This is a genomic window from Actinoplanes sp. NPDC019969, from assembly GCF_055562375.1.
The window spans coordinates 23,414-44,639 of the sequence record NZ_JBVHFK010000008.1; the positions used below are offsets into that span (position 1 = coordinate 23,414).

General features: G+C 69.7%; 19 protein-coding genes. 8 read left to right on the forward strand and 11 right to left on the reverse strand.

What is annotated here, in order from left to right; all coding sequences use genetic code 11:
• Positions 1–2: 2 nt before the first annotated feature.
• Entirely contained in the window at positions 3–1,739 is a 1,737-nt protein-coding gene (gene leuA, locus ACZ3II_RS23750; protein ID WP_465519906.1) for a 2-isopropylmalate synthase, read from the forward strand.
• Here leuA and ACZ3II_RS23755 read toward each other — a convergent pair.
• On the reverse strand, positions 1,736–2,746 hold the full coding sequence (locus tag ACZ3II_RS23755; protein ID WP_465519907.1) for a LacI family DNA-binding transcriptional regulator: 1,011 nt from the start codon (positions 2,744–2,746) through the stop codon (positions 1,736–1,738). The two genes, leuA and ACZ3II_RS23755, sit on opposite strands and share 4 nt — an antisense overlap.
• A 206-nt stretch (positions 2,747–2,952) precedes the next feature.
• On the opposite strand from ACZ3II_RS23755, the gene ACZ3II_RS23760 reads away from it, so the two are divergent.
• Genes ACZ3II_RS23760 through ACZ3II_RS23780 form a run of 5 tightly spaced genes read left to right on the forward strand, consistent with a single transcriptional unit; the run spans position 2,953 to position 10,025 of the window.
• Entirely contained in the window at positions 2,953–4,911 is a 1,959-nt protein-coding gene (locus ACZ3II_RS23760) for a beta-galactosidase (protein WP_465519908.1), read from the forward strand.
• Entirely contained in the window at positions 4,908–5,771 is an 864-nt protein-coding gene (locus ACZ3II_RS23765) for a carbohydrate ABC transporter permease (RefSeq protein ID WP_465519909.1), read from the forward strand. Before ACZ3II_RS23760 ends, ACZ3II_RS23765 begins: the two co-directional genes overlap by 4 nt.
• The gene (locus tag ACZ3II_RS23770) at positions 5,768–6,601 is read left to right on the forward strand and encodes a carbohydrate ABC transporter permease (RefSeq protein ID WP_465519910.1); all 834 of its coding nucleotides are present in this window, start codon (positions 5,768–5,770) and stop codon (positions 6,599–6,601) included. The genes ACZ3II_RS23765 and ACZ3II_RS23770 overlap by 4 nt, the downstream gene beginning before the upstream one ends.
• A gap of 35 nt (positions 6,602–6,636) precedes the next feature.
• Positions 6,637–7,956: an ABC transporter substrate-binding protein gene (locus ACZ3II_RS23775; protein WP_465519911.1), complete on the forward strand. Its 1,320-nt coding sequence runs from the start codon at positions 6,637–6,639 to the stop codon at positions 7,954–7,956.
• A gap of 2 nt (positions 7,957–7,958) precedes the next feature.
• Complete coding sequence (locus ACZ3II_RS23780; protein ID WP_465520259.1) at positions 7,959–10,025, forward strand: alpha-galactosidase; 2,067 nt, start codon at positions 7,959–7,961, stop codon at positions 10,023–10,025.
• Positions 10,026–10,329: 304 nt separating this feature from the next.
• Here the strand turns inward: ACZ3II_RS23780 and ACZ3II_RS23785 are convergent, their stop codons facing one another.
• From ACZ3II_RS23785 to ACZ3II_RS23795, 3 genes are read right to left on the reverse strand one after another with little or no spacing between them, the layout of a single operon-like run.
• Positions 10,330–11,067 (reverse strand): ferredoxin reductase, encoded by a 738-nt coding sequence (locus tag ACZ3II_RS23785; protein ID WP_465519912.1) that lies wholly within the window; start codon positions 11,065–11,067, stop codon positions 10,330–10,332.
• 5 nt (positions 11,068–11,072) lie between these two features.
• Positions 11,073–11,672 carry a sulfite oxidase-like oxidoreductase gene (locus tag ACZ3II_RS23790; RefSeq protein WP_465519913.1) on the reverse strand — a complete coding sequence of 200 codons (600 nt, stop codon included), beginning with the start codon at positions 11,670–11,672 and terminating at the stop codon, positions 11,073–11,075.
• Positions 11,673–11,709: 37 nt separating this feature from the next.
• On the reverse strand, positions 11,710–13,437 hold the full coding sequence (locus ACZ3II_RS23795; protein ID WP_465519914.1) for a S8 family serine peptidase: 1,728 nt from the start codon (positions 13,435–13,437) through the stop codon (positions 11,710–11,712).
• Positions 13,438–13,564: 127 nt separating this feature from the next.
• On the opposite strand from ACZ3II_RS23795, the gene ACZ3II_RS23800 reads away from it, so the two are divergent.
• A complete protein-coding gene (locus ACZ3II_RS23800; RefSeq protein ID WP_465519915.1) occupies positions 13,565–14,002 on the forward strand; it encodes a nitroreductase family deazaflavin-dependent oxidoreductase in 438 nt (145 codons plus the stop codon).
• Between the two features lie 59 nt (positions 14,003–14,061).
• Here the strand turns inward: ACZ3II_RS23800 and ACZ3II_RS23805 are convergent, their stop codons facing one another.
• The 6 genes from ACZ3II_RS23805 to ACZ3II_RS23830 form a co-directional block, all read right to left on the reverse strand.
• Positions 14,062–15,441 (reverse strand): multicopper oxidase family protein, encoded by a 1,380-nt coding sequence (locus ACZ3II_RS23805; protein ID WP_465519916.1) that lies wholly within the window; start codon positions 15,439–15,441, stop codon positions 14,062–14,064.
• Between the two features lie 2 nt (positions 15,442–15,443).
• Positions 15,444–15,881: a hypothetical protein gene (locus ACZ3II_RS23810; protein ID WP_465519917.1), complete on the reverse strand. Its 438-nt coding sequence runs from the start codon at positions 15,879–15,881 to the stop codon at positions 15,444–15,446.
• Between the two features lie 78 nt (positions 15,882–15,959).
• The gene (locus tag ACZ3II_RS23815) at positions 15,960–17,168 is read right to left on the reverse strand and encodes an adenylosuccinate synthetase (RefSeq protein ID WP_465519918.1); all 1,209 of its coding nucleotides are present in this window, start codon (positions 17,166–17,168) and stop codon (positions 15,960–15,962) included.
• Positions 17,165–18,121 carry a hypothetical protein gene (locus tag ACZ3II_RS23820; protein WP_465519919.1) on the reverse strand — a complete coding sequence of 319 codons (957 nt, stop codon included), beginning with the start codon at positions 18,119–18,121 and terminating at the stop codon, positions 17,165–17,167. Before ACZ3II_RS23820 ends, ACZ3II_RS23815 begins: the two co-directional genes overlap by 4 nt.
• A 9-nt stretch (positions 18,122–18,130) precedes the next feature.
• Positions 18,131–19,108, reverse strand: coding sequence for a protein kinase family protein (locus tag ACZ3II_RS23825; RefSeq protein ID WP_465519920.1), 978 nt, complete (start codon positions 19,106–19,108; stop codon positions 18,131–18,133).
• On the reverse strand, positions 19,105–19,863 hold the full coding sequence (locus ACZ3II_RS23830) for an NUDIX hydrolase (RefSeq protein ID WP_465519921.1): 759 nt from the start codon (positions 19,861–19,863) through the stop codon (positions 19,105–19,107). The genes ACZ3II_RS23825 and ACZ3II_RS23830 overlap by 4 nt, the downstream gene beginning before the upstream one ends.
• 397 nt (positions 19,864–20,260) lie before the next feature.
• On the opposite strand from ACZ3II_RS23830, the gene ACZ3II_RS23835 reads away from it, so the two are divergent.
• A complete protein-coding gene (locus tag ACZ3II_RS23835) occupies positions 20,261–20,569 on the forward strand; it encodes a hypothetical protein (protein WP_465519922.1) in 309 nt (102 codons plus the stop codon).
• A gap of 61 nt (positions 20,570–20,630) precedes the next feature.
• Here ACZ3II_RS23835 and ACZ3II_RS23840 read toward each other — a convergent pair whose 3' ends face one another.
• A complete protein-coding gene (locus ACZ3II_RS23840; protein ID WP_465519923.1) occupies positions 20,631–20,921 on the reverse strand; it encodes a DUF1540 domain-containing protein in 291 nt (96 codons plus the stop codon).
• Positions 20,922–21,226 lie beyond the last annotated feature (305 nt).

The window sequence follows — 21,226 nt, forward strand, 5'->3', positions numbered from 1 at the left end:
CCATGTTCTCCACCCTGCGCACCCCGTCCGGCGACGTCCCCGCGGACGCCCCGCACTGGAATCCGCAGCGCCCCAGCGCGATGCCGTACCACCGCTACCGTCCCGCCCACGACCGCGTCGCCGTGCCGCTGACCGCCCGCACCTGGCCGTCCGCCCGGATCGAACGGCCCCCGCTCTGGGTGCCCGTCGACCTGCGTGACGGCAACCAGGCCCTGGCCGAGCCGATGGACACCGCCCGCAAACGCCGGATGTTCGACCTGATGGTGGCCATGGGCTTCAAGGAGATCGAGGTCGGCTATCCGTCGGCGAGCCGGACCGACTTCGACTTCGTCCGTCACCTGGCCACCAGCGGCGCGGTGCCGGACGACGTCACGGTGGTGGCGTTCACCGCGGCCCGCCACGACCTGATCGACCGGACCGTGGAGTCGATCGCCGGCCTGCCCCGCGCCCTGATCCACCTCTACACCCCGACCGCCCCGGTCTGGCGGGACGTGGTCCTCGGCCGTACCCGGGCCGACCTGCACGCGATGATCCTGGAAGCGGCCGGGCACCTGATGCGGTCGGCCGGTGACGACGTGCGCTTCGAGTTCTCGCCGGAGATCTTCAACCTGACCGAGCCGGACTACGTCCTCGACGTCTGCAACAGCCTGACCGAGTTGTGGGAGGCGAGCCCGGACCGGCCGGTGGTGCACAACCTGCCGGCGACCGTCGAGGTGGCGACCCCGAACGTGTACGCGGACCAGATCGAGTACATGCACCGCCACCTGGCCCGCCGCGACAGCGTGATCCTCTCGGTGCACCCGCACAACGACCGCGGCACCGGGGTGGCCTGCGCCGAACTGGCGGTGCTCGCCGGGGCGCAGCGGGTGGAGGGTTGCCTGTTCGGCAACGGGGAACGGACCGGCAACGTCGACCTGGTGACCCTGGCGCTCAACCTGTTCGCCCAGGGCGTCGACCCGATGATCGACTTCTCGGACATCGACCTGGTCCGGGACGTGGTGGAGCACTGCAACCGGATTCCGGTGCACCCGCGTCACCCGTACGCCGGGGAGTTGGTCTACACCGCCTTCTCCGGCACCCATCAGGACGCGATCGCCAAGGGCATGGCGCTCCGGGCGGCGAAGCAGGCCGACGACGCGGTCTGGGAGGTGCCGTACCTGCCGATCGACCCGGCCGACGTGGGCCGCACCTACGAGGCGATCATCCGGATCAACTCGCAGTCCGGCAAGGGCGGGGTCGCCCACCTGCTCAAGGTCCACCACGGCGTGGAGCTGCCGGACGGGATGCGCCAGGACTTCTCCCGCACCGTGCAGACGGTCGCCGACGAGACCGGGGCGGAACTCGCGCACGAGGAGTTGTGGGAGCTGTTCCGGCGGACGTACCTGCACCCGGCCGGCCCGGTCACCCTGGTCTCGTGGCGGGCCGGCGAGCCGGAGCACCGCTTCGACGGCGTGTTCCGCGTCGACGGCCGGGAAAGGGCCTGCGGGGGTACGGGTAACGGCCCGCTGTCCGCCCTCGCCGCCGCGCTGCGCGAGGCCGGGGTGGATGCCGATGTGCTGGAGTTCCACGAGCACGCCGCGACGACGGGGACGGCGAGCCCGGCCGTCGCCTACGTCCGCTGCCGCGTCGGCGACACCACGGCCTGGGGCGCCGGCCTCGACGACTCCCTGCTGGCCGCCTCGGTGCAGGCCGTGCTGGCCGCCGTCAACCGGGCCCTGAACGGGGCAGCCGGAAACTAGGCGGAGTCGCGCAGCACCAGGGGAGTGGGCAGCAACTGCCCGCCCGGATCGGTCTGCTCGCCGCGCAGCTGGCGCAGCACCAGCTGCGCGGCGCACGACCCGATCTCCTTCGCCGGCTGGTGCACCGTGGTGAGCTGCGGCTGGGTGCGGACCGCCCACGTGCTGTCGTCGAACCCGGCGACCGCGACGTCACCCGGCACGCTGCGCCCGGTCTCCCGCAGCACCTCGAGCGCGCCGGCCGCGATGGCATCCGAGGCGGCGAAGATCCCGTCGATGGCCGGCTCGCGTTCCAGCAGGTCACGCATGCCCTTGACGCCGGAGCCGTAGTCGTAGTGCGGCACGTCGGCGACCAGCTCGGCGTCGAACATGTCGCCGAGCGCGGCCCGGAAGCCGGCCAGCCGGTCGATGCCGGAGTCCCGGTCGAGGGCGGCGGCGATCATGCCGATCCGGCGGCGGCCGGTGGAGCGCAGGTGCCCGGTGATGGCGCGCGCCGAGCCGACGTTGTCTATCCCGACGAACGGGATGTGCTGGTCGAGCTCGGGCGGGTGGCCGACGAACGCGGCCGGCAGGGACAGGTCGCTGATCACCTTGATGATCGGGTCCTTGGTGCGGGCCGAGACGACGATGGCCCCGTCGACGAAGCCGCCGCTGAGGTAGCGGGAGACGCGCACGGTGTCGCGGGCCGACTCGACGACCAGGCTGACCATCTGGTGATCGGCCAGGGAGAGGGCGGCGTTGGCGCCCAGCATGATCGCGCCGATGTTGGGGTCGTCGAGGAAGAGCGAGTGCGGCTCCAGCGCGACGAAGGCGACCGCCTGCGACCGGCGCATCTTCAGCGCGCGGGCGGCGTTGTTCGGCACGTAGCCGAGGTCGCTCATGGCCGTCTCGATGGCGCTGCGCGCCTCGGCGGAGACGTAGCCCCCGTTGAGCACGCGGCTCACGGTGCCCCGGGAAACGCCGGCCACGGCCGCGATGTCATGCACGGTCGGGCGCTTCACGGGCTTCATAAGGTCAACAGTAGCCGCCGGGCTATTGACCTCGCCGGGGGTCGGTCATAACGTGTGCACGTTCACACATCCGTAACCGCCGGTGAGGCGCACGGAAATGTGTGCACGTGCACACATGCTTCGTGTGTGGATTTCGGCTGCCCAGCGCGCCCGTACTCCACACACTGAACTGGGCCTTGACCAGGAGTTCAATGAAAACCGTGCGGATGCCGCTACCAGGCGTGAGTCTGGGCTGCGACTACAACCCGGAGCAGTGGTCGCCGGACGTGTGGCGTGAGGACGCCGCGCTGATGCGCCGGGCCGGGGTCGACCTGGTCGCCGTCAACATCTTCGGCTGGTCCCACCTCGAGCCGAGCCCCGGCGAGTACCGGTTCGACGATCTCGACGAGGTCATCGAGCTGATGCACGCCAACGGCATCCGGATCAACCTGGGCACCGGCACCTCCTCGCCGCCGCCCTGGCTGACCACCCTGCACCCCGAGGTGCTGCCGGTCGCCGCCGACGGGACGGCCCGGTTCCCGGGCGGGCGCCAGGCGTACTGCCCCAGCTCTCCGGTCTTCCGCAAGCGGGCCCTGGACCTGGTCGAGCGGGTCGCCGAACGGTACGGCCGGCACCCCGCGCTCGCGCTCTGGCACGTCTCCAACGAGCTGGGCTGCCACAACGCCCTCTGCTACTGCGACACCAGCGCCGAGGCGTTCCGGGAGTGGCTGCGCGCCCGGTACCGGAAGATCGAGACGCTGAACGAGGCGTGGGGCACCTCCTTCTGGAGCCAGCGGTACAGCGACTGGGCGGAGATCCAGGTCCCGCGCCTGGCGCTGTCCCTGCGCAACCCGGCCCAGCTCGTCGACTTCCAGCGGTTCAGCTCCGACGAGCTGCTCGGCCACTACCGCGCCGAGGCGGCGATCCTGCGCCGGCTGTCGGATGTCCCGGTCACCACGAACTTCATGGTCACCGCGCACATCCGGAACCTGGACTACTGGTCCTGGGCGCCGGAGATGGACGTGATCGCCAACGACCACTACCTGGACCACCGCCTCGGCGACCCGGTCGCGGAACTGTCCTTCGCCGCGGACCTGACCCGCGGCCTGGCCGGCGGCCGCCCCTGGATGCTGATGGAGCAGGCGGCCGGCGCGGTCAACTGGCAGCCGCACAACCTGACCAAGGCGCCCGGCGAGATGATCCGCAACTCGCTGACGCACGTGGCCCGCGGCGCCGACTCGATCTGCTTCTTCCAGTGGAGGGCCTCCGCGCAGGGCGCCGAGAAGTTCCACTCCGCGATGCTGCCGCACGCCGGCACCGACACTGTCGCCTGGCGCGAGGTCCTGAAGCTGTCGGAGATCCTGGACCGGATCGGCGAGGTGGCCGGCACCGAGGTCGCGTCCGACGCCGCCCTGCTGTTCAGCTGGGAGTCGTGGTGGTCGGCGGAAGGGGAGGCCCGGCCGTCGCAGGCGGTCACCTACCTCGACCAGGTGCACGCGAGCCACCGGGCGCTGCGCGGCCTGGGCGTCACCACCGACGTGGTCGCGCCGGGCGCCGACCTGAGCCGTTACAAGCTCGTCGTGATCCCCGGTCTCTACATGGTCTCGGACACCGACGCGCAGGCGATCGCCGACTACGTGGCCGGTGGCGGGCACGTGGTGGTCACCTTCTTCAGCGGGATCGTCGACGAGCGGGACCGGATCCGGCTCGGCGGCTATCCGGGGGCCTTCCGGGACCTGCTCGGCGTGGTGGCGGAGGAGTTCGCGCCGCTGCTGCCCGGCGTCACGGTGCAGCTGAGCGACGGTGCGACGGGCGCGCTGTGGACCGAGCGGCTGCGAACCACCACAGCCACTGAGATCTCGCATTATGTCGACGGCCCGCTCCCCGGCGTCCCGGCCATCACCCGTAACCAGCACGGCGCCGGCGAAGCCTGGTACGTCGCCACGGCGACGGACATGACAGGCATCCTCCGGGAGGCCTCTTCCGCTTCCGGAATTATATTTCACGAAATGTCCGAAAAAGTGGAGGTGGTTCGGCGTGGGAACTATCTCTTCGTTCTCAATCACGGAACCGAACCCGTCGAGTATCCCGCGACCGGCCACGAACTCGTCACCGGCGAGCCCGTGCAAGACGTGATCCGCGTCGACGGCGGCGGCGTCGCGGTGATCAGGGAGGAGGGGCAGTGAAAGCGAACAAGAAGGCTCTCCTCTTCTTCATCCTCCCGTTCGGCCTGCTGTTCACCGCCTTCTACCTGGCCCCGATCGGGTACGCGATCAAGCAGTCCCTCTACAAGGTCGAGCGCCAGGGCACGTTCGGCAAGGCCCAGGAGGTGTTCGGCGGCCTGGACCAGTACCAGCGGGTGTTCTCCGACGGCCCGTTCTGGGAGTCGATCGGCCGGGTGCTGCTGTTCGGTGTCGTACAGGTGCCGGTGATGTTGGGTCTCGCCCTGGCCCTGGCCCTGTTGCTGGACTCCGGGCTGGTGAAGGGCCGGCGGTTCTTCCGGCTGGCGTTCTTCGTGCCGTACGCCATCCCCGGTGTCGTCGCCGCGATCATGTGGGGTTTCCTCTACTCCCCGAACCTGTCCCCGTTCACCGCCGTCACCAGCGCCGCCGACCTGCTCAGCGCCGACCTGGTGCTGTGGTCCATGGCGAACGTGGTGACCTGGGTCTACGTCGGCTACAACATGCTGATCATCTACTCCTCCCTGCTGGCCATCCCGCAGGAGGTGTACGAGGCCGCGAAGATCGACGGCGCCGGGGCCTTCCGGACCGCCTGGTCGATCAAGATCCCCCTGGTCATGCCGGCGATCGTGCTGACCACCGTCTTCTCGATCATCGGCACGTTGCAGCTGCTCGCCGAGCCTGCCGTGTTCCGTACCTTCAGCTCTGCGGTGTCCAGCACCTACACCCCGAACCTGACCGTCTACTCCACCTCCTCCATCCCGAACTTCAACCTGGCCGCGGCGTTCTCGGTGGTGCTGGCGATGGCCACGTGCCTGCTCTCGTTCGCCTTCCTCAAGCTCACCCAGCGGGGAGGCGACAAGTGAAGAACCTCAACCGTGTGGGCCCCATGCTGGTCATGGGCGCCGCCACGCTCTACTTCCTGGTCCCGATCTGGTGGCTGGTGGTCGCCGCGTCGAAGACCCGCAGCCAGTTCTCCAACACCGACCCGTTGTGGTTCGCCGACTTCGCGCTGGTCGACAACGTGAAAGAGCTGTTCGCCTACCGCGACGGCGTCTTCCTGCGCTGGATGCTGAACAGCGTCGTCTACACCGGCGGCGCCGCGCTGCTCGGCACCCTGTTGGCCGCCATGTGTGGATACGCCCTGGCCAAGTACCGTTTCTGGGGCCGTGAGGCGATCTTCAACATCGTTCTCAGCGGGGTCCTTGTGCCGGCCACCGCCCTGGCCCTACCGTTGTTCCTGATCTTCAGCCAGTTCGAGGCGACGAACACCTTCTGGTCGGTCTTCCTGCCCAGCCTGGTGAATCCGTTCGGCGTCTACCTGGCCCGGATCTACGCCACCGCGAGCGTGCCGGACGAGTTGCTCGAAGCGGCCCGCCTGGACGGCTCCGGCGAGATCCGCACCTTCTTCACCGTCTCCAGCAAGCTGATGTTCCCGGCTCTCGTCACGATCTTCCTGTTCCATTTCGTGGCGGTCTGGAACAACTTCCTCCTCCCGCTGATCATGCTCGGCGAGGAGAAGCTCTTCCCGGTCACCCTCGGCCTCTACTCCTGGAACACCCAGGTGAACCAGATCCCTGAGCTGCGGATGCTCGTGCTCACCGGCGCTCTCGTCTCGATCGTCCCGCTGGTGATCGCCTTCCTGCTCCTGCAGCGCTTCTGGCGCAACGGCCTCGGCTCCGGCGCCATCAAGTAATCCCCCTTTTTCATGAAATGAGGAACATCATGCGTATGAGGTCACTCAGCGTCGTGCTGGCTTCGGCGCTCGCACTCGGCGCCTGTTCGTCGACCGACTCCCCGGAGGGCGGCGACCAGGCGGCGGCGGGCAGCTGCGCCCCGTCGTCCGGCAAGGTCGAGCTCACCTACACCACCTGGATCCCCGGGATCGACAAGGTGGTGAAGCTCTGGAACGACAAGAACCCGAACATCCAGGTCAAGGTCCAGACCGGCCCGAACGGCAACGGCGGCACCTACGCCAACTTCTTCAACCAGATCAAGGCCGGCAACACCCCCGACCTGGGCCACATCGAGTACGACGCGCTGCCCAGCTTCCGCGTCCAGGACGGCCTGGCGAACCTGGCCTCCTGCAGCGAGGTGACCGCCGCGAAGGACCAGTTCGTCGACTGGACCTGGGGCCAGGTCACCTTCGGTGAGCAGAACTCGGTCTACGGCGTGCCGCAGGACGCCGGCCCGATGGCGCTGTTCTACCGCAAGGACCTGTTCGAGAAGAACAACATCCCGGTCCCGGCGACCTGGGAGGAGTACGCCGCGGCCGCCGAGAAGGTGAAGGCCGCCGGTGGCAACATCACCAACTTCTCGCAGAGCGACATCAACCAGTTCGCGGGCCTGGCCTGGCAGGCGGGCGGCCGCTGGTTCGCCAACGACGGCACCAAGTGGACGGTGAACCTGCAGGACGAGGCCACCACCAAGGTCGCGAACTACTGGCAGGGCCTGATCGACAAGAAGCTCGTCTCCAGCGTCCCGCCGTGGACCACCGAGTGGGACAACGCCTACAACAAGGGCAACGCCTGGACCTGGACCTCCGCGGTGTGGGGCGCCAACTCGATCATCTCCGGCGCGCCGGACACCAAGGGCAAGTGGGCGGTCGCCCCGATGCCGCAGTGGGCCGCCGGTGAGACGAAGGCCGGCAACTGGGGCGGCTCGGCCACCGCGGTCTTCAAGAGCTCGAAGCACCCGTACGAGGCCGCGAAGTTCGCCCTGTGGCTGAACACCTCGGAGGAGGCGCTCACCGCGCTCAACAAGGAGGCGCAGCTCTACCCGGCGACCAAGGCCGGCGCGAAGCTCGGCGCGCTCTCCGAGGGAGTCGAGTTCTACGGCGGCCAGAAGATCTACGATGTCTTCGCGACCGCGTCCACCCAGGTCGCCGCCGACTTCGTCTGGGGACCGACGATGACCAGCACCTACGCCACCGCCTCGGACGGCTTCAAGGCCGCCGTCTCCGGCAACGGCACTCTGCTCGACGCGCTCAAGACCACCCAGACCAAGACCGTCGAGACCATGAAGTCCCAGTCCATCCCGGTCGCCGAGTGACCATGTTCCACCTGCGTGCCGCGGGTGTCAGCCTCGTGCTCGACACCCGCGGCACTGCCGCGCACATCCTCCACTGGGGTCCCGGCCTCGGCGACTTCACCGCCGGCGCGGACACCTTCGTGCCGGCGGTGCCACCGAGCTCGATCGACGTACCCCTGCGGTTGTCGCTCCTGCCCTCCCTCGCCGAGGGGTGGAGCGGGCGCCCGGCGATCGAATCCGGTCACGGTTTCCTGCTGGCCGAGGCCCAACAGCAAGATCAAACTATTCTTGTACGGTCGTCGAGCCCCGACGCCACGCAAGAGGTGGTCACGGAGCTGGAGCTGTCCCCGGAAGGTGTCCTGCGAGTCCGGCACCGCCTGACCAACCGTGGCGACGCCGACCTCGCCGTCCCCGGCCTGGACGTCCTGCTCCCGATCCCGCACGAGGCGTCCGAGCTGCTCGACTTCACCGGCCTCTGGTCGCACGAACGGCAGCCGCAGCGTGCCCCGCTCCGGCACGGCGTGTGGAGCCGGGAGAGCCGGCACGGCCGCCCCGGCCACGACGACGCGTTCCTGATGATCGCCGGCGAGCCCGGTCTCGGCTTCCGCAAGGGCCGCGTCTGGGCCGCCCACCTGGCCTGGAGCGGCGACAAGCGGATCTGGGCGGAACGCTCCGCTCTCGGCCCGAACGTCCTCGGCGCCGGCGAACTGCTCGCCCCCGGCGAGATCCGCCTCGCGCCCGGCGACTCCTATCAGACGCCGTGGCTGGTCGCCGTCTTCTCCGACCGCGGGCTGGACGGGCTCTCCGACCGGTTGCATCCATGGATTCGCAGTTTTAAAAACACGCGCATGCCCCGCCCGGTGGTCCTCAACACCTGGGAGGCCGTCTATTTCCAGCACGACCTGACCGTCCTGCGCGACCTGGCCGATGCCGCCGCCGAGGTGGGCGTCGAACGGTTCGTCCTCGACGACGGCTGGTTCACCGGCCGCCGCGACGACAAGCGGGCCCTCGGCGACTGGACCGTCGACGCGGACGTCTGGCCGGACGGCCTGCACCCGCTGATCGATCACGTCGTCGCGCGCGGCATGGAGTTCGGCCTCTGGGTCGAACCCGAGATGATCAGCCCCGACTCGGCGCTCGCCACGGCCCACCCCGACTGGATCCTGCGCTCCCGCCCGTCCGCATCCGTCGCCTCACCCGATGGGCCGACCTGGCGCTGGCAGCGGGTCCTCGATCTGGATAATCCGGGCGCCTACGCCTACCTGCTGGAACGCCTGAGCGCGCTGCTCACCACGTACCCCATCGCGTTCCTCAAGTGGGACCACAACCGTGACCTGCTCACCCCCGGCACCGCCCACCGGCAGACCCGCGCCCTCTACCGCCTGCTCGCCGACCTCCGCGCCGCCTTCCCGCACGTGGAGATCGAGAGCTGCGCGTCCGGCGGCGCCCGCATCGACCTGGGCATCCTCGACCTGGTCGACCGGTTCTGGACCTCCGACACCAACGATCCCCTGGACCGCCAGTCGATCCAGCGCTGGACCGGCGTCCTGATCCCCCCGGAGTACCTCGGCGGCCACCTCGGCGCCGGAACCGCCCACGTCACCGGCCGCACCTCGGCCCTCGGGTTCCGCCTGGCCACCGCCCTGTTCGGCAGCGCCGGCATCGAATGGAACCTGACCACCACCACACCCGCCGAGAAACAGGACATCGCCGCCTGGATCGCCGAGCACAAGCGCCTGCGCCCGCTGCTGCACTCCGGTGTGGTGGTCCGCGCCGACTCGCCCGACCCCGCCCATCTGGTCCACGGCGTCGTCGCCCAGGACCGTGGTCACGCGGTGTTCGCCCTGGTCACCCTGGGCACCCCTGCCGCCGCCCTGCCCCCACCCCTGAAGTTCCCCGGCCTGGATCCCGACCGCGTGTACACGGTCCGCCCGATCGGCGTCCCCCCACGCACCATGCAGGACGCCCCACCCCCGTGGCTGGCAGCGGGTTCGGTGAGTCTCCCCGGCCGCGTCCTGACCGAGGCCGGCCTCCCGGCCCCGCTCCTGACCCCCGAACAGGCCCTCCTCCTGGAACTGACCACCTCCTGACCGGCCCAGCCGTACCCCACGCCCGTCTCGCCCGCCCCGTAACCGCCCTGCCGTACGGCTCAGCCGCCGGTGGATCTTGTCCGGCTGGCTCTCCTGGCTGTCTCCCGCCCGCCGAGACAGCCAGGAGAGCCAGCCGGATGTTCCGGTGCCCCGCTCGCTCCGCGCCTAGCCCGCTTGCGGGCCGACGCTCCCGTCGCCAGCCGTATGCCAAGCCGGTTTGCGGGGTTGCGAAGGGTGGCTGGGGTACGGCTGGGGTGGTGAGCCGTACCCCGGGCCGGGTTGGGCAGGGGGCTGGGGAAACGGGTCAGGCGCCGCCGAAGCGTTCGGTGCGGATGCGTTTCGGGTCGTGGCCGAGGGCGACCAGGATGTCGGCGACGGTCTCGACGAAGGTGTTCGGGCCGCAGACGAAACAGTCCGGCTGGAAGTCGGCCGGCCAGCCGTGCGAGTTGATCACCGCGACGTCGAGCCGTTTCGGGGGGACGGGCCAGTCGTCCGGCGCCTTGCGGGTGTAGACGAGGTGGACGTCCAGGCCGGCGTCCTCCCGGGCGCGACGGCGCAGCTCGTCGGCGTAGAGGGCGTCTTCCGGCGTCCGTACCGAATAGATCAGCCGGAACGGCTGCCGGCCGCCCGCCAGACCGCGCGCCCGGATCATCGCCATCAACGGGACCACCCCGGACCCGCCGGCCACCAGCACCACCGGCGCCGTGGACGCCTGCCGCCACACGAACCAGCCGCCGATCGGCCCGCGTACCTCGATCTGATCGCCCGGCTGGACGATATCGGTCAGGTACGGCGAGACCTCACCGTCCGCCAGCCGCTGCACCGAGATCTCCACGAGTGCGGCAGCGGAGGACCAGGCGGAGGCGATGGAGTAGCTGCGCTGGGCCTGGTAGCCGTCCTCGGCGGTGAGCCGGATGTCGACGTGCTGGCCGGGCAGGTGACCGGCCCAGGCCGGGACGTCGAGCACCAGGGTCCGCGCCGAGGGGGTCTCGGCACGGACCTCGACGACCGTGGCCGCCTGCCACGAGATGCGTTTGACCACGCCGATCAGTCGCCGTGGTAGCGCTGCTCACGCCACGGGTCGCCGTACATGTGGTAGCCGGCGTCCTCCCAGAACCCGGGCTCGTCCTCGTGCATCATCCGCAGCCCGTCGACCCACTTGGCCGACTTCCAGAAGTACAGGTGCGGGATCAGCAGCCGGGCCGGGCCACCGTGCTCGGGGTGGAGAGGCTCGCCGTCGTACTCGTACGCGATCCAGGCCTTGCCGTCGAGAAGATCTTCCATGGGTACGTTCGTCGTGTACCCGCCGTAGCTGTGGGCCATCACGTAGTCCCCGGCGGTCTCCACCTCCTCGAAGAGGGTGTCGAGCGAGACGCCCTTCCACGAGGTGCCGAGTTTCGACCACTTGGTGACGCAGTGGATGTCGACAGTGATCTCCTCGGCCGGCAGGGCGGTGAACTCCGCCCAGTTCCACGTGTGCTTCTCGCCGGTCTCGGTGACGATCGTGAAGTGCCAGCGGTCGAGCGGGATCTTCGGCGTGGGCCCCGCGGAGAGGACCGGGAAGTCGTGGGCGAGGTACTGGCCGGGCGGCAGGTCGGGCGACGGCTCTCGCCGCCGCCCGCCGAAACCCCGGGAGATGATGCTCATGAGGTACGAGTAAACCTCACGAGCGTTGCCGTACGGGTCAGGCCTTGACCGTGCCGCTGGTCACGCCCTGGACCGTGGCGGTGGACGCCAGCACCACCCGGTAGCTGCCCCCGCTCACCAGCCCGCTGATCTTGCGGGTGGCCGTCGCGGTGACGGTCTTCGCGGTCGCCCACCTGCCGTTCACCAGCCGCTGCAGCGTCATCTTCTGCCCGGCGGCGCCGGCGACCCGCACGGTGAGCACGCCCTTGGCCGTGCGGGCCGCCGTGACGCCGGCCTTGACCGTGTACGACGCGGTGGCCGAGCCCGCCAGCGCCTTCTGTCCCTCCGGCACGGTCACCCGGACCTTGAAGGAGCCGGTGGCGACGTGTGTGTAGACGTACCCGCCCTGGTCGTCGGCCTGGCCCCGCACGCACTTCCAGGCGCCGCCGCCGACGGAGACGCAGGCGTCCAGGTCCACCCGGGACAGCCGGCCGCCACTGTCGGCGATCGTGAAAGCGGTGCTGGTTCTCGTGCCGTGGACGACGGCCCGCCCGTTCGGGCCGGGCGTGATGACGGGAGCCTGCCGTTCGTCGGCGCCGCCGGCCAGGCGGATCGCGGCGGCGGCGTTGACGAGCCCGTTGCCGAAGTCGTTGTCGAACCCGGCCGCGCCGAGGTCGGTGGCCGAGCCCTCCAGCACCTGCTCGACCTGGTCCGGGCCGAGGTCCGGCTGGTGGGCCTTGACCAGCGCGGCGATCGCGGCCACGTGCGGCGACGCCATCGACGTGCCGCTCATCTTGACGTACTGGCTGCCGTCCTTGGCGAGCCCCGCCGGGTAGTCGCTCATGATCGCGACGCCGGGCGCGGCCACGTCCACGTAGCTTCCGGAGTTGGAGAACGGGGCGACCTTGTCGTACGCGTCGGTGGCGGCGACCGCGATGACCCCGTCGTAGGCGGCCGGGTAGCTGGCCGGGTTGCCTTCCTGGCGTTCGTTGCCGGCCGCGGCGACGATCGTGACGCCCTTGCTCCGGGCGTACGCGACCGCGGCGGCCTCGGCCTTGGTGGCGACGCTGGAGCCGAGCGACAGGTTGATGACGTGGGCGCCGTTGTCGGCGGCCCAGACGATGCCCGCCGCGGTGTCCGCGGTGGTGCCCTCGCCGCCGGCGTCGAGCACCTTGACCGGCAGGATCTTCGCGTTCGGGGCGTACCCGGCGACGCCCACGCCGTTGCCGACGCCGGCGGCGATGGTGCCGGCCACGTGGGTGCCGTGCCCGTTGCCGTCGGTGTCGCCGCCGGCCACCTTCGCGACCGCGTCGTACCCGGTCAGGACCTGGCCCTTGAGGTCGGGGTGCGAACCCTGCACGCCGCTGTCGATGACGGCGACCACCACCCCGGCGCCGGTGCTGGACCGCCAGGCCTGTTCCATGCCGAGTTTCATCAGGTCGTACTGGTGCACGCTGTACGGGTCACCGGCCGCCGACACCAGATCGAGGGCGTGGACCGGGGCGTCGACCTCGACGGCCAGGGTGGCGCCGCCGTCGTGCGCGGCCGCGGCGATCCGGGTGGCGTGCGCCCGGTCGGTGGCCTCGCTGACGGTGAAGACCGGCCGGCCGGTCGCGTCCAGGGTGGTCGTCACGATCCGGACCGGGCTCGCCGGGCTGATCGAGGCGGGCAGCGCCAGCCCGTACGAGACGGGGGAGAACGCCTGGCTGCCGGTGGGCAGCGCGAAGGCGCCCACCGAGGCGGCGACGACCGCCGCGAGGCCACCAGCGAAAAGGTTCCGGCGCATGCGGGTCCACCCTCCGTCGTGAGCCTGCCGTCCGTGGCGGGGCCCGTGTGGACAAAGGTGCGGGCGCCGCAGTGCGAAGCGGGCTCGCCGCCGGTGCGATCAGGGTGCGCGAGGTAGGGTCGGGATCATGCCATTGACGGGTGAGTACGCCCCCAGCACTTCCGACTGGGCGCGCAATCAGGCAGAGAAGTACGAGGCCTCCGACGGTGCCGAGGCCAACGACATCCAGGGCATGCCGATCGTCGTGGTGACGAACGTCGGCGCCAAGAGCGGCAAGCTGCGCAAGACCCCGCTGATGCGGGTCGAGCACGAGGGGGAGTACCTCGCGGTCGGCTCCCTCGGCGGCGCGCCGAAGAATCCGGTGTGGGTCTACAACGTCCGGAAGAATCCGCTGGTCGAGCTGCAGGACGGCCCGCTGAGGCAGGATTACACGGTCCGCGAGATCTCCGGCGAGGAGCGGGAGATCTGGTGGGAGCGGGCGGTCGCCGCCTACCCGCCGTACGCGGACTACCAGAAGAAGACCGAGCGCGTCATCCCGCTGTTCCTGCTGTCCCCGGTCTCCTGACGCCACTTCCGCGTGTTGATTTCGGGCGCGCATAGCGGCCGAAATCAACACGCTGGGGGTTACTCCGGGATGTTGCCGGCCTCGCCGCCCACCCGGTACGGCGTGCTCACGCCCGCATAGGCCAGGTGCGCGACGAGGCCCTCCGGCACGTGTTCCAGGTTGTGGCAGTGGTCGGCCCAGATCCCCGGGTTGTCTGCGGCGAACGCGATCTCGTACGTCTCCCCGTCCGCCACGTCGAGCGAGTCGATCCACCACGGGCTGCCGGACGCCGGCGTCCCGTTGCGGCTGAGCACCACCGCGTGATGACCGTGCAGGTGCATCGGGTGGACCTCGCCGCTGACGTTGCGGATCGTCATCCGGACCACGTCGCCGGTGTTCACCATGAACATCGGGACGTCCGGGAACAGGCGGCCGTTGATCGTCCACCACATGCCGGGCAGGCCGTCGAGGAACCCGATCCGCCGGCCGATCCGGTAGTCGAAGTGGCGAGCCGCCGTCGCGGGATCGAAACCCAGGGGCGCGCGGGTCCCGTACGACAGGGGATCGAGCAGTTCCCGAGGCTCGGCGGAAGCCGGGCCGGAACCGATCGCCGCGCCCGCGCCCACGTCGATCCGCGCACTCGCCGCGATCTCCAGATCCACCCGCCCACCCGCCGTGACCAGCACCGCCTTGCCGGTGACCGGCCCCGGCTCGTGCACGTCGTGGCCGTCGATCGCCAGCACCCGGTAGGGGGATCCGCTCACCCAGACCCGGATCGGCCCGGCATCCGTGTTGATCACCCTGGCCCGAACTGTCGGCGCGGAGACCGGCAGCGGGGTGACGCCCGGAACACCGTTGATCGTCCGGCGCCCCTGGTAGGTGTGCACGGCCACCACCGGGTCGTCCTCCGAAGCGCCGATCACCAGCGCGCCGAACAGCCCGCCCCGGACCTGCGCGTGCGACGCCTGATGGGAGTGGTACCAGTAGGTGCCGGCGTCCACGGCGACGAACCGGTAGACGTGCCGCTGCCCGGGCTGCACCGCGTCCTGGGTGATCCCGGCGACCCCGTCCTCGCCGTTCGGCACGTCGACGCCGTGCCAGTGCAGGGTCACGCCGTCCGGCACCGACTCGTTGACCAGCGTCACCTCGATCAGCCCGCCCCGGTGGGCGCGGATCTCGGGACCGGGCGTGACGCCGTTGAGGGTGTAGCGGTCGCCGTCCTTCCGGGCGGTCAGCGTGACCCGTACCTCCGCAGGGGTTGATGGTCCTCGCAAGTCGGCGACGCTCGGGCCGCCGGTGTGCCGGTGCTCGGCGGCCGGACCGCCACCACGGTCGGGGTAACCCATCGCGGCCATGTCGTAGGTGCCGGGGACCAGGCTGCCGTACCAGAACCAGCCGAGCGGGGCGAGCACGAGAAGGGCCGCCACCGAGGCGATGGCGGCCCGGACACCGGTACGCACGGTCAGGACACCACCGCGGGCCGGGGCTCCGCCGGAACGCCAGGCTCGACCCGCGCCTTGCGTGCGGCGATCGACGCGACAGCGGCCAGCGCGAACGCGTTCAGCCCGTGCAACGTCCCGAGCGCCGGCGCGGTGAACCCGGCGAACGCGAACAGGATCTGCAGCAGCACCACCCCGAACGTGATCGACGCCCACTTCACCCCGCCCGGGATCCGGGCGAAGAACGAGACGATCAGCAGAATCAGCGCGAGCACCGGGATGGCGAGCATGCCGACGATCGCGTGGGCGGCGTGTCCCCAGTTGCCCTCGTAGTTCTTGTCCACGACGGTGCCCGAGTCGAGGTCGTGCAGCACGGTGAACCAGGCCGCCGCGAGGACCGCCGCCTGCACCAGCACGCCCAGCGCGATGAACAGAGCGAGGACACGGTAAGTAGCGCGCATCTGACATCCCCCCTAGTGGAGCCGATGAAATCAGCATCGGCCGGTCACAGAGGGTGAGCAATACGTCGGTGGGCGTATCTACATGAGGGCGGGTACGCCGATCGGGTGCATCCGCTTGTCCGACGAGCGCGGGCCGGTGGACTCCAGGAGGACCGGGGCCCCCAGGTGGGTGGCGATCGCCGCGGACCAGTCGTCCGGGCGGTAGCGGTCGCCCGGTTCGGCTTTGCGCAGCCGCTCGCCGAGCCGTTCCTGGAAGACCAGATCGTGGGGCGGGCCGGGCTCGATGCGGTCCCAGGTCTCGCCGTCGATCCGGTAGGAGGTGCAGATCCGCAGGCCGGGGGAGCGCTCCGGGACGTCCAGGTGGGTGATCGCGAGGGCGTCGATGCCACCGGTGACCTCGACGGCGTAGCGGTGGGCGACGGCGTCGAAGTGACCGACCCGGAATTCCCCCTGCCAGGGGCCGTTTCCGTTGTGCATTTCCGGAATCTGCAGGTCGGCTTCGGTGACGAAGGGCCCCGCCCCGTGCCGGGTGGTGTAGGTGCGAACGACGCCAAGTCTTGAGAAATCCGGGCAAAGCTTTTGTACGTTCTCGAACGTCGTCGTCGACCACGTCGTGTACGGATGCCAGCCCCGCCACTCGTCGAGCAGGACACCTTGGGCGCCCTCGAAGACGCAGGGGCCCTCCTTCAACAGTCGATCGGTGAACTCGGAGCCGACGATCCGGACAGCCTCGCCGAAGGCAGTGAAAGCGTCGGCCACGTCCTCGACCGGCGGCCCGCCACCCAGGGCCTCCCGCACCGCGGCGAGCCGGCGCCGCAGCCGGGACGGGGAGAGGACGTCGCTCACCCGCGGGGCATCCGGGTGCTCCAGGGCGTACGCCATCGTCTCGCCCACGCCCATGCCGCACGAACCGTGCCGGGAGTCGCCGCGCGCGAGCTCCCGGCGACGGTTCGCTCCGCGATGCCACGGAGTGGCGAGCAACGCATCCCCGTCAACCGTGAGCAGCTGAAAGGGATTGCCGAGCGCTGCCGCCTCGCCCGCCAGCGCTAGCGGGTCCACCACCATGAACCGCGTCAAATGGGTCGGCACCCCCCGCAGCGTGCCCGACCCGAACTGGGCGAACGTGTGATGCCGCCCGTCCTCGGTGATCACGTTGTGCGCGGCCTGCGCCCCCCCGTTGAAGCGCAGGACGGCCCGTCTCGCCGAGGCGGCACACAGCGCGTCGACCACCGTGCCCTTGCCGGCGTCACCGTAGCCGAGGTCCACCACGGCAACGTGCTCGCTCACAGCCTTTGGTTCCCGCCCGGGCCGCCCGCGATCTCGAACGTCGACCGCACCACCGACGTCCGCTGCAGCGGGGCGAGGGCGCGGCCCACCGAGTCGCCGGCCCGCGAGCCGACGTCGGTCAGGTCGTCGAGGCCCTCGTCCAGGTCGATGGCGTCCTCGCCGAGGCCGACCGTGAGCGCGATCGTCTCGCAGACCGCGTCCAGGTCGTCGAGCTCCAGGACGTTCTGCCCGAGCAGTTTGCGCCAGCGGCTCAGGATCTCCCGGTCGCCGCTGTGGTGCGCCGCGGTCGGAATGATGTAGTACACGTCGTACTTGCGCTTGAGCTCCTCGAGGATCGTCTCGATGCCGATCGGCTCGCTCAGCTCGTCGCCGATGACCGCCTTCACCTCGCGCGGCTTGACGCGGGGGTACGGCATCTCGTCCCCGATCAGGAACAGGTATCCCCGCCGCCCCCGGTTGATCATCGAGTCGAGCACCGTGTGCCGGGCCATGAAGTACAGCGCCAGCTCGTACGACTCGTGCTTCTGACCTCCGCCGCCGCCCTCCAGGACGATCTTCTCCAGCTGCTCGTCCATCCGGTTGTCCGACTCGAACTGCCCGACCTGCAGCGGCGCCCGGTCGCACGTGGCGTCCCCGATCGCACCGAACATGATCTGCGGGTCGATCGCATAGTTCTTCCGGGTCAGCAATCCGAGCAGCTGCGGGAGTTTGGTCTGCAGAACGCGGGGTACGTGGCCCATGGACCCGGTCACGTCGAAGAGGACCGCGATCGGCGTGCTGAACGGGTGCTCCTCGCTGTCCTTGCTCTCTCGCATGAACACACCGTGCGGATCGAGGTCCGGGTGGACCGTCCGGGCGCCGCCGTCGCTGTACGCGAACGCGCTCGCCCCGGTGGCCGCCCGGTAGTTCGCGGCCGCGCTGTAGACATCGGTGGACCAGTTTCCGCTTCCCATTATGTCCTCCTATGCGACGAACGGCCGGAACTTGCGCGGGCCGTAAAGGTGGTGAAGCAATTCGTCGAACTCGCCCAGCAACGACCAGGCGTCCTGCGGTCGCATCCGCGGCGCGGCGTACATGCAGCCGGCCGCGAACAGGCGCAGCGGCTGCGGCATCCGCGGCCCGATCAGCCGCGTCATCAGCCTGGTCACCATGTAGATGTCGGTGGCGGGTCCGGCGAGACTGTCGTGCAGCACCTCCGGCGGGTAGTCGGACATCCGTGCCTTCACTATCGCCTTCGGTCGATGACCCGCATAGCACCAATCGACCAGAACCACGCCACGGTCCTCCGGGTGGATCAGCACGTGCTCCGGCAGGATCGCGCCATGGGTCACCCCCGCCCGGTGCGCCCACCCGACCGCCACCAGCAGCCGGCGCCAGATCCACGCCACGTCCTGCGCGTCCCTGGGTTTCCGGGAAAGGCCGGCCACGCTGACCATGCCGCGCTGGAACTCGACGACGTTCACCCGGCGCCGGCGGCGCTGCGCGTCCTCCCAGACGAAACTCTCGATCAGGCGGGCCGCGTACGGCCGGAACTTGGGGTCACCGTGACTCCACAACCGCCGTAGGGCTTCCGCCTCGGTCTCGAGGAGATCGTTGTCGGCCGGATGCCGCGGCACCTTGATCAGGGCGGCGCCGTCCGCGTACAGCTCGGTGATGTCACCGGCCGCGAACGCCTCACCCATCCGGTAGGCGCGGCGCCTGCCGTGCAGCACCGGCGCCTTCTCCGCCTTCTTGTACAGCGCGGAGAGCTTGGCGAAGGCATCCGTCGCGGTGGCGCGGCGCGCCGCGCTCACGGTGTCCGGGTGGACCAGTTTCGCCCATTTCTTGTACGCCGTGCCGCTCGTCGCCGGGTTTTCCAGGTCGCGGAAACTGCTCGCTTCCGTGATCCGGACGACTGCCTCCTCGAACGTCGGCTCCGTTCTGAACGTCGTCTGCGTCACCTGACTCGGTCCTCCCTCGTCGGTCTCAGCAGAGCCGGGTGCAGCAGCCGGGCATCCCCCGCCCGGTACAGCTTCGCCTTCGGCCCGCCCCGCTCCCCGCCCCGCGCCGTCGTCCCACCGGTGCTCTCCACGAACCCCGGGACCGACAGCACCTTCCGGTGAAAGTTGCCGGCGTGCAGGTCCTCGCCCCACACCGCCGCGTAGACCTGCCGCAACTCGCCGATCGTGAACTCCGGCCCGGTGAAGGCGGTGGCGAGTGGCGTGTACTCCAGCTTCGCCCGGGCCCGCTCCAGGCCGTCGGCGAGAATCCCGTCGTGGTCGAAGGCCAGATCCTTCGCCTCGTCCACCGGCACCCAGAACGCGCGGGCCGCGTCACTGCCGGCCGTCGGCTCGGGCAGGCTCGGCGCGAACGCCAGATAGGCCACCGAGACGATCCGCATCCGGGGGTCGCGCTGCGGGTTCCCGTACGTCCCGAGCTGTTCGAGGTGGACGCGGTCGAGGTCCCCCTCGGCCCTCGACCCGGCCGTCAGGCCCGTCTCCTCGGCAAGCTCCCGCAGCGCCGCCTGATCGAGGGTCTCCTCCTTGACGAACCCGCCCGGCAGAGCCCGGTGGCCTTTGAACGGCTGCGCGCCCCGCTCGACGAGCAGGACGCTGAGCCGCCCCTCACGGATGGTCAGCGCCACCACGTCCACGGTCACCGCGACCGCGGGGTAGGCCCGGGGGTCGTACGCCGCCAGGAAGTTCGCCTCATCCATCCGCGTGGTCCTTCTCGCCTTGAGTTCTTCTCGCTGTGAGTCTTACTCGATCTGAGGAGAACCTATCGCGGGATTCCGCCGCCGTCAATGCTCTTGCTCTCCTTCTCGGGTCGCGCCGTTCATCCGGACGGGGTCCACGAAGGCGTCCAGCTGGGTTCCCTTGAGCCGTCCAGCGGGCAAGGCTGAACTTCGCGAAGCGGATCCAACCTGTTCAGAAGGCAGGCAAGCCGTTCTCGGTGGTTCGCGAGGGCGGAAGTCACTCGATCTTCCGCTGCGGCGGCCAGAACGTCGTCATACCGAGCCACCGGGACCTCGATGAGCAACTCGGAAAGGACTGGTGGAAGTGGGGGCATACACCGCGGTGTGCCGCCGCAGTGGCAGATGGTGGGCTGTCGCCGTGGCCGAACTCAAAGGCGTGCACACCCAGGCGCGCCGGCTGGATCAGGTCGCTGCGATGGCCCGGGAGGCGATCGCGCTGTTCCTCGACATCGACCCGGCGACCGTCACCGTCGAGGTGCGGCCTGAGCTGCCCGGCACGGTCACTGATGCGTTATGCGCCCGGCAGGCCGCGCGGGCCACCGCGTCGGCGGTGGAGGCGCTCCTGCGTGACGGCTACACAGTCCGCGATGCCGGAGCCCTTCTGAAACTGTCACCCCAGTGCATCTCGCAGATCGCGGCCAAGGGCTCCGTTCGCGCCGCTGCGTGACCTCATAAACAGAACCGCCGCCCCGCGAGATGCGGGACGGCGGGCGTTGATCCGGAACCGGTCAGGCGTGCTGGTAGGTGAGGCAGTCCGCCTTGTCGGCGGACGCGCCCACGGTGATCGCCGGCGCCTGACATTCGAGATTCTTGTTGTACGTGCAGTCGGCGCGTTTACAGGCGCCCACCTGGGCGGTCGCGATGCCCATCCCACCGGTCAGCCCGGAGCCCGCGAACGTGTCACAGGCCGAGTTGCTCTCACTGATGGTGATGGCGAACGCGGTGCAGCCATCGTGGTTGTATCCACAGTCCGTCACGGTGCAGGTCTGCACTCGCGGCATGTTCATCATCTGAGTCACGACGAATCTCCTTCGGCGGGCAGGTTGTGAAGGTCCCCGCCGAATGTATCCATTACTTTGAGATCCCACACCTTTTTCTCGCTATTTTCTCAGTAAACAAGAATTGTTAGGTAAGGCTTCCTTGTGCAATTTAGGTAAGCCATACCTCATTCAATTCCCCTGTGGTGAATGTGCTTTGGTGGAGTGCTCCTGCCCTGGTTGGAAGGGGTTTCGCGATCGCGGAGCCTAGTCGAGTCCGCCGGAGGTGTCCGGCATATGAGGATGTTTCCGACTTTCACCTACCGAACCCTCGCCAATGGATACGC

Coding starts and splice junctions, on each gene's coding strand:
- leuA (WP_465519906.1), top strand. CDS start 3: ATGTTCTCCACCCTGCGCACCCCGTCCGGCGACGTCCCCGCGGACGCC.
- ACZ3II_RS23755 (WP_465519907.1), bottom strand. CDS start 2,746: ATGAAGCCCGTGAAGCGCCCGACCGTGCATGACATCGCGGCCGTGGCC.
- ACZ3II_RS23760 (WP_465519908.1), top strand. CDS start 2,953: ATGCCGCTACCAGGCGTGAGTCTGGGCTGCGACTACAACCCGGAGCAG.
- ACZ3II_RS23775 (WP_465519911.1), top strand. CDS start 6,637: ATGAGGTCACTCAGCGTCGTGCTGGCTTCGGCGCTCGCACTCGGCGCC.
- ACZ3II_RS23780 (WP_465520259.1), top strand. CDS start 7,959: ATGTTCCACCTGCGTGCCGCGGGTGTCAGCCTCGTGCTCGACACCCGC.
- ACZ3II_RS23790 (WP_465519913.1), bottom strand. CDS start 11,672: ATGAGCATCATCTCCCGGGGTTTCGGCGGGCGGCGGCGAGAGCCGTCG.
- ACZ3II_RS23795 (WP_465519914.1), bottom strand. CDS start 13,437: ATGCGCCGGAACCTTTTCGCTGGTGGCCTCGCGGCGGTCGTCGCCGCC.
- ACZ3II_RS23800 (WP_465519915.1), top strand. CDS start 13,565: ATGCCATTGACGGGTGAGTACGCCCCCAGCACTTCCGACTGGGCGCGC.
- ACZ3II_RS23810 (WP_465519917.1), bottom strand. CDS start 15,881: ATGCGCGCTACTTACCGTGTCCTCGCTCTGTTCATCGCGCTGGGCGTG.
- ACZ3II_RS23820 (WP_465519919.1), bottom strand. CDS start 18,121: ATGGGAAGCGGAAACTGGTCCACCGATGTCTACAGCGCGGCCGCGAAC.
- ACZ3II_RS23830 (WP_465519921.1), bottom strand. CDS start 19,863: ATGGATGAGGCGAACTTCCTGGCGGCGTACGACCCCCGGGCCTACCCC.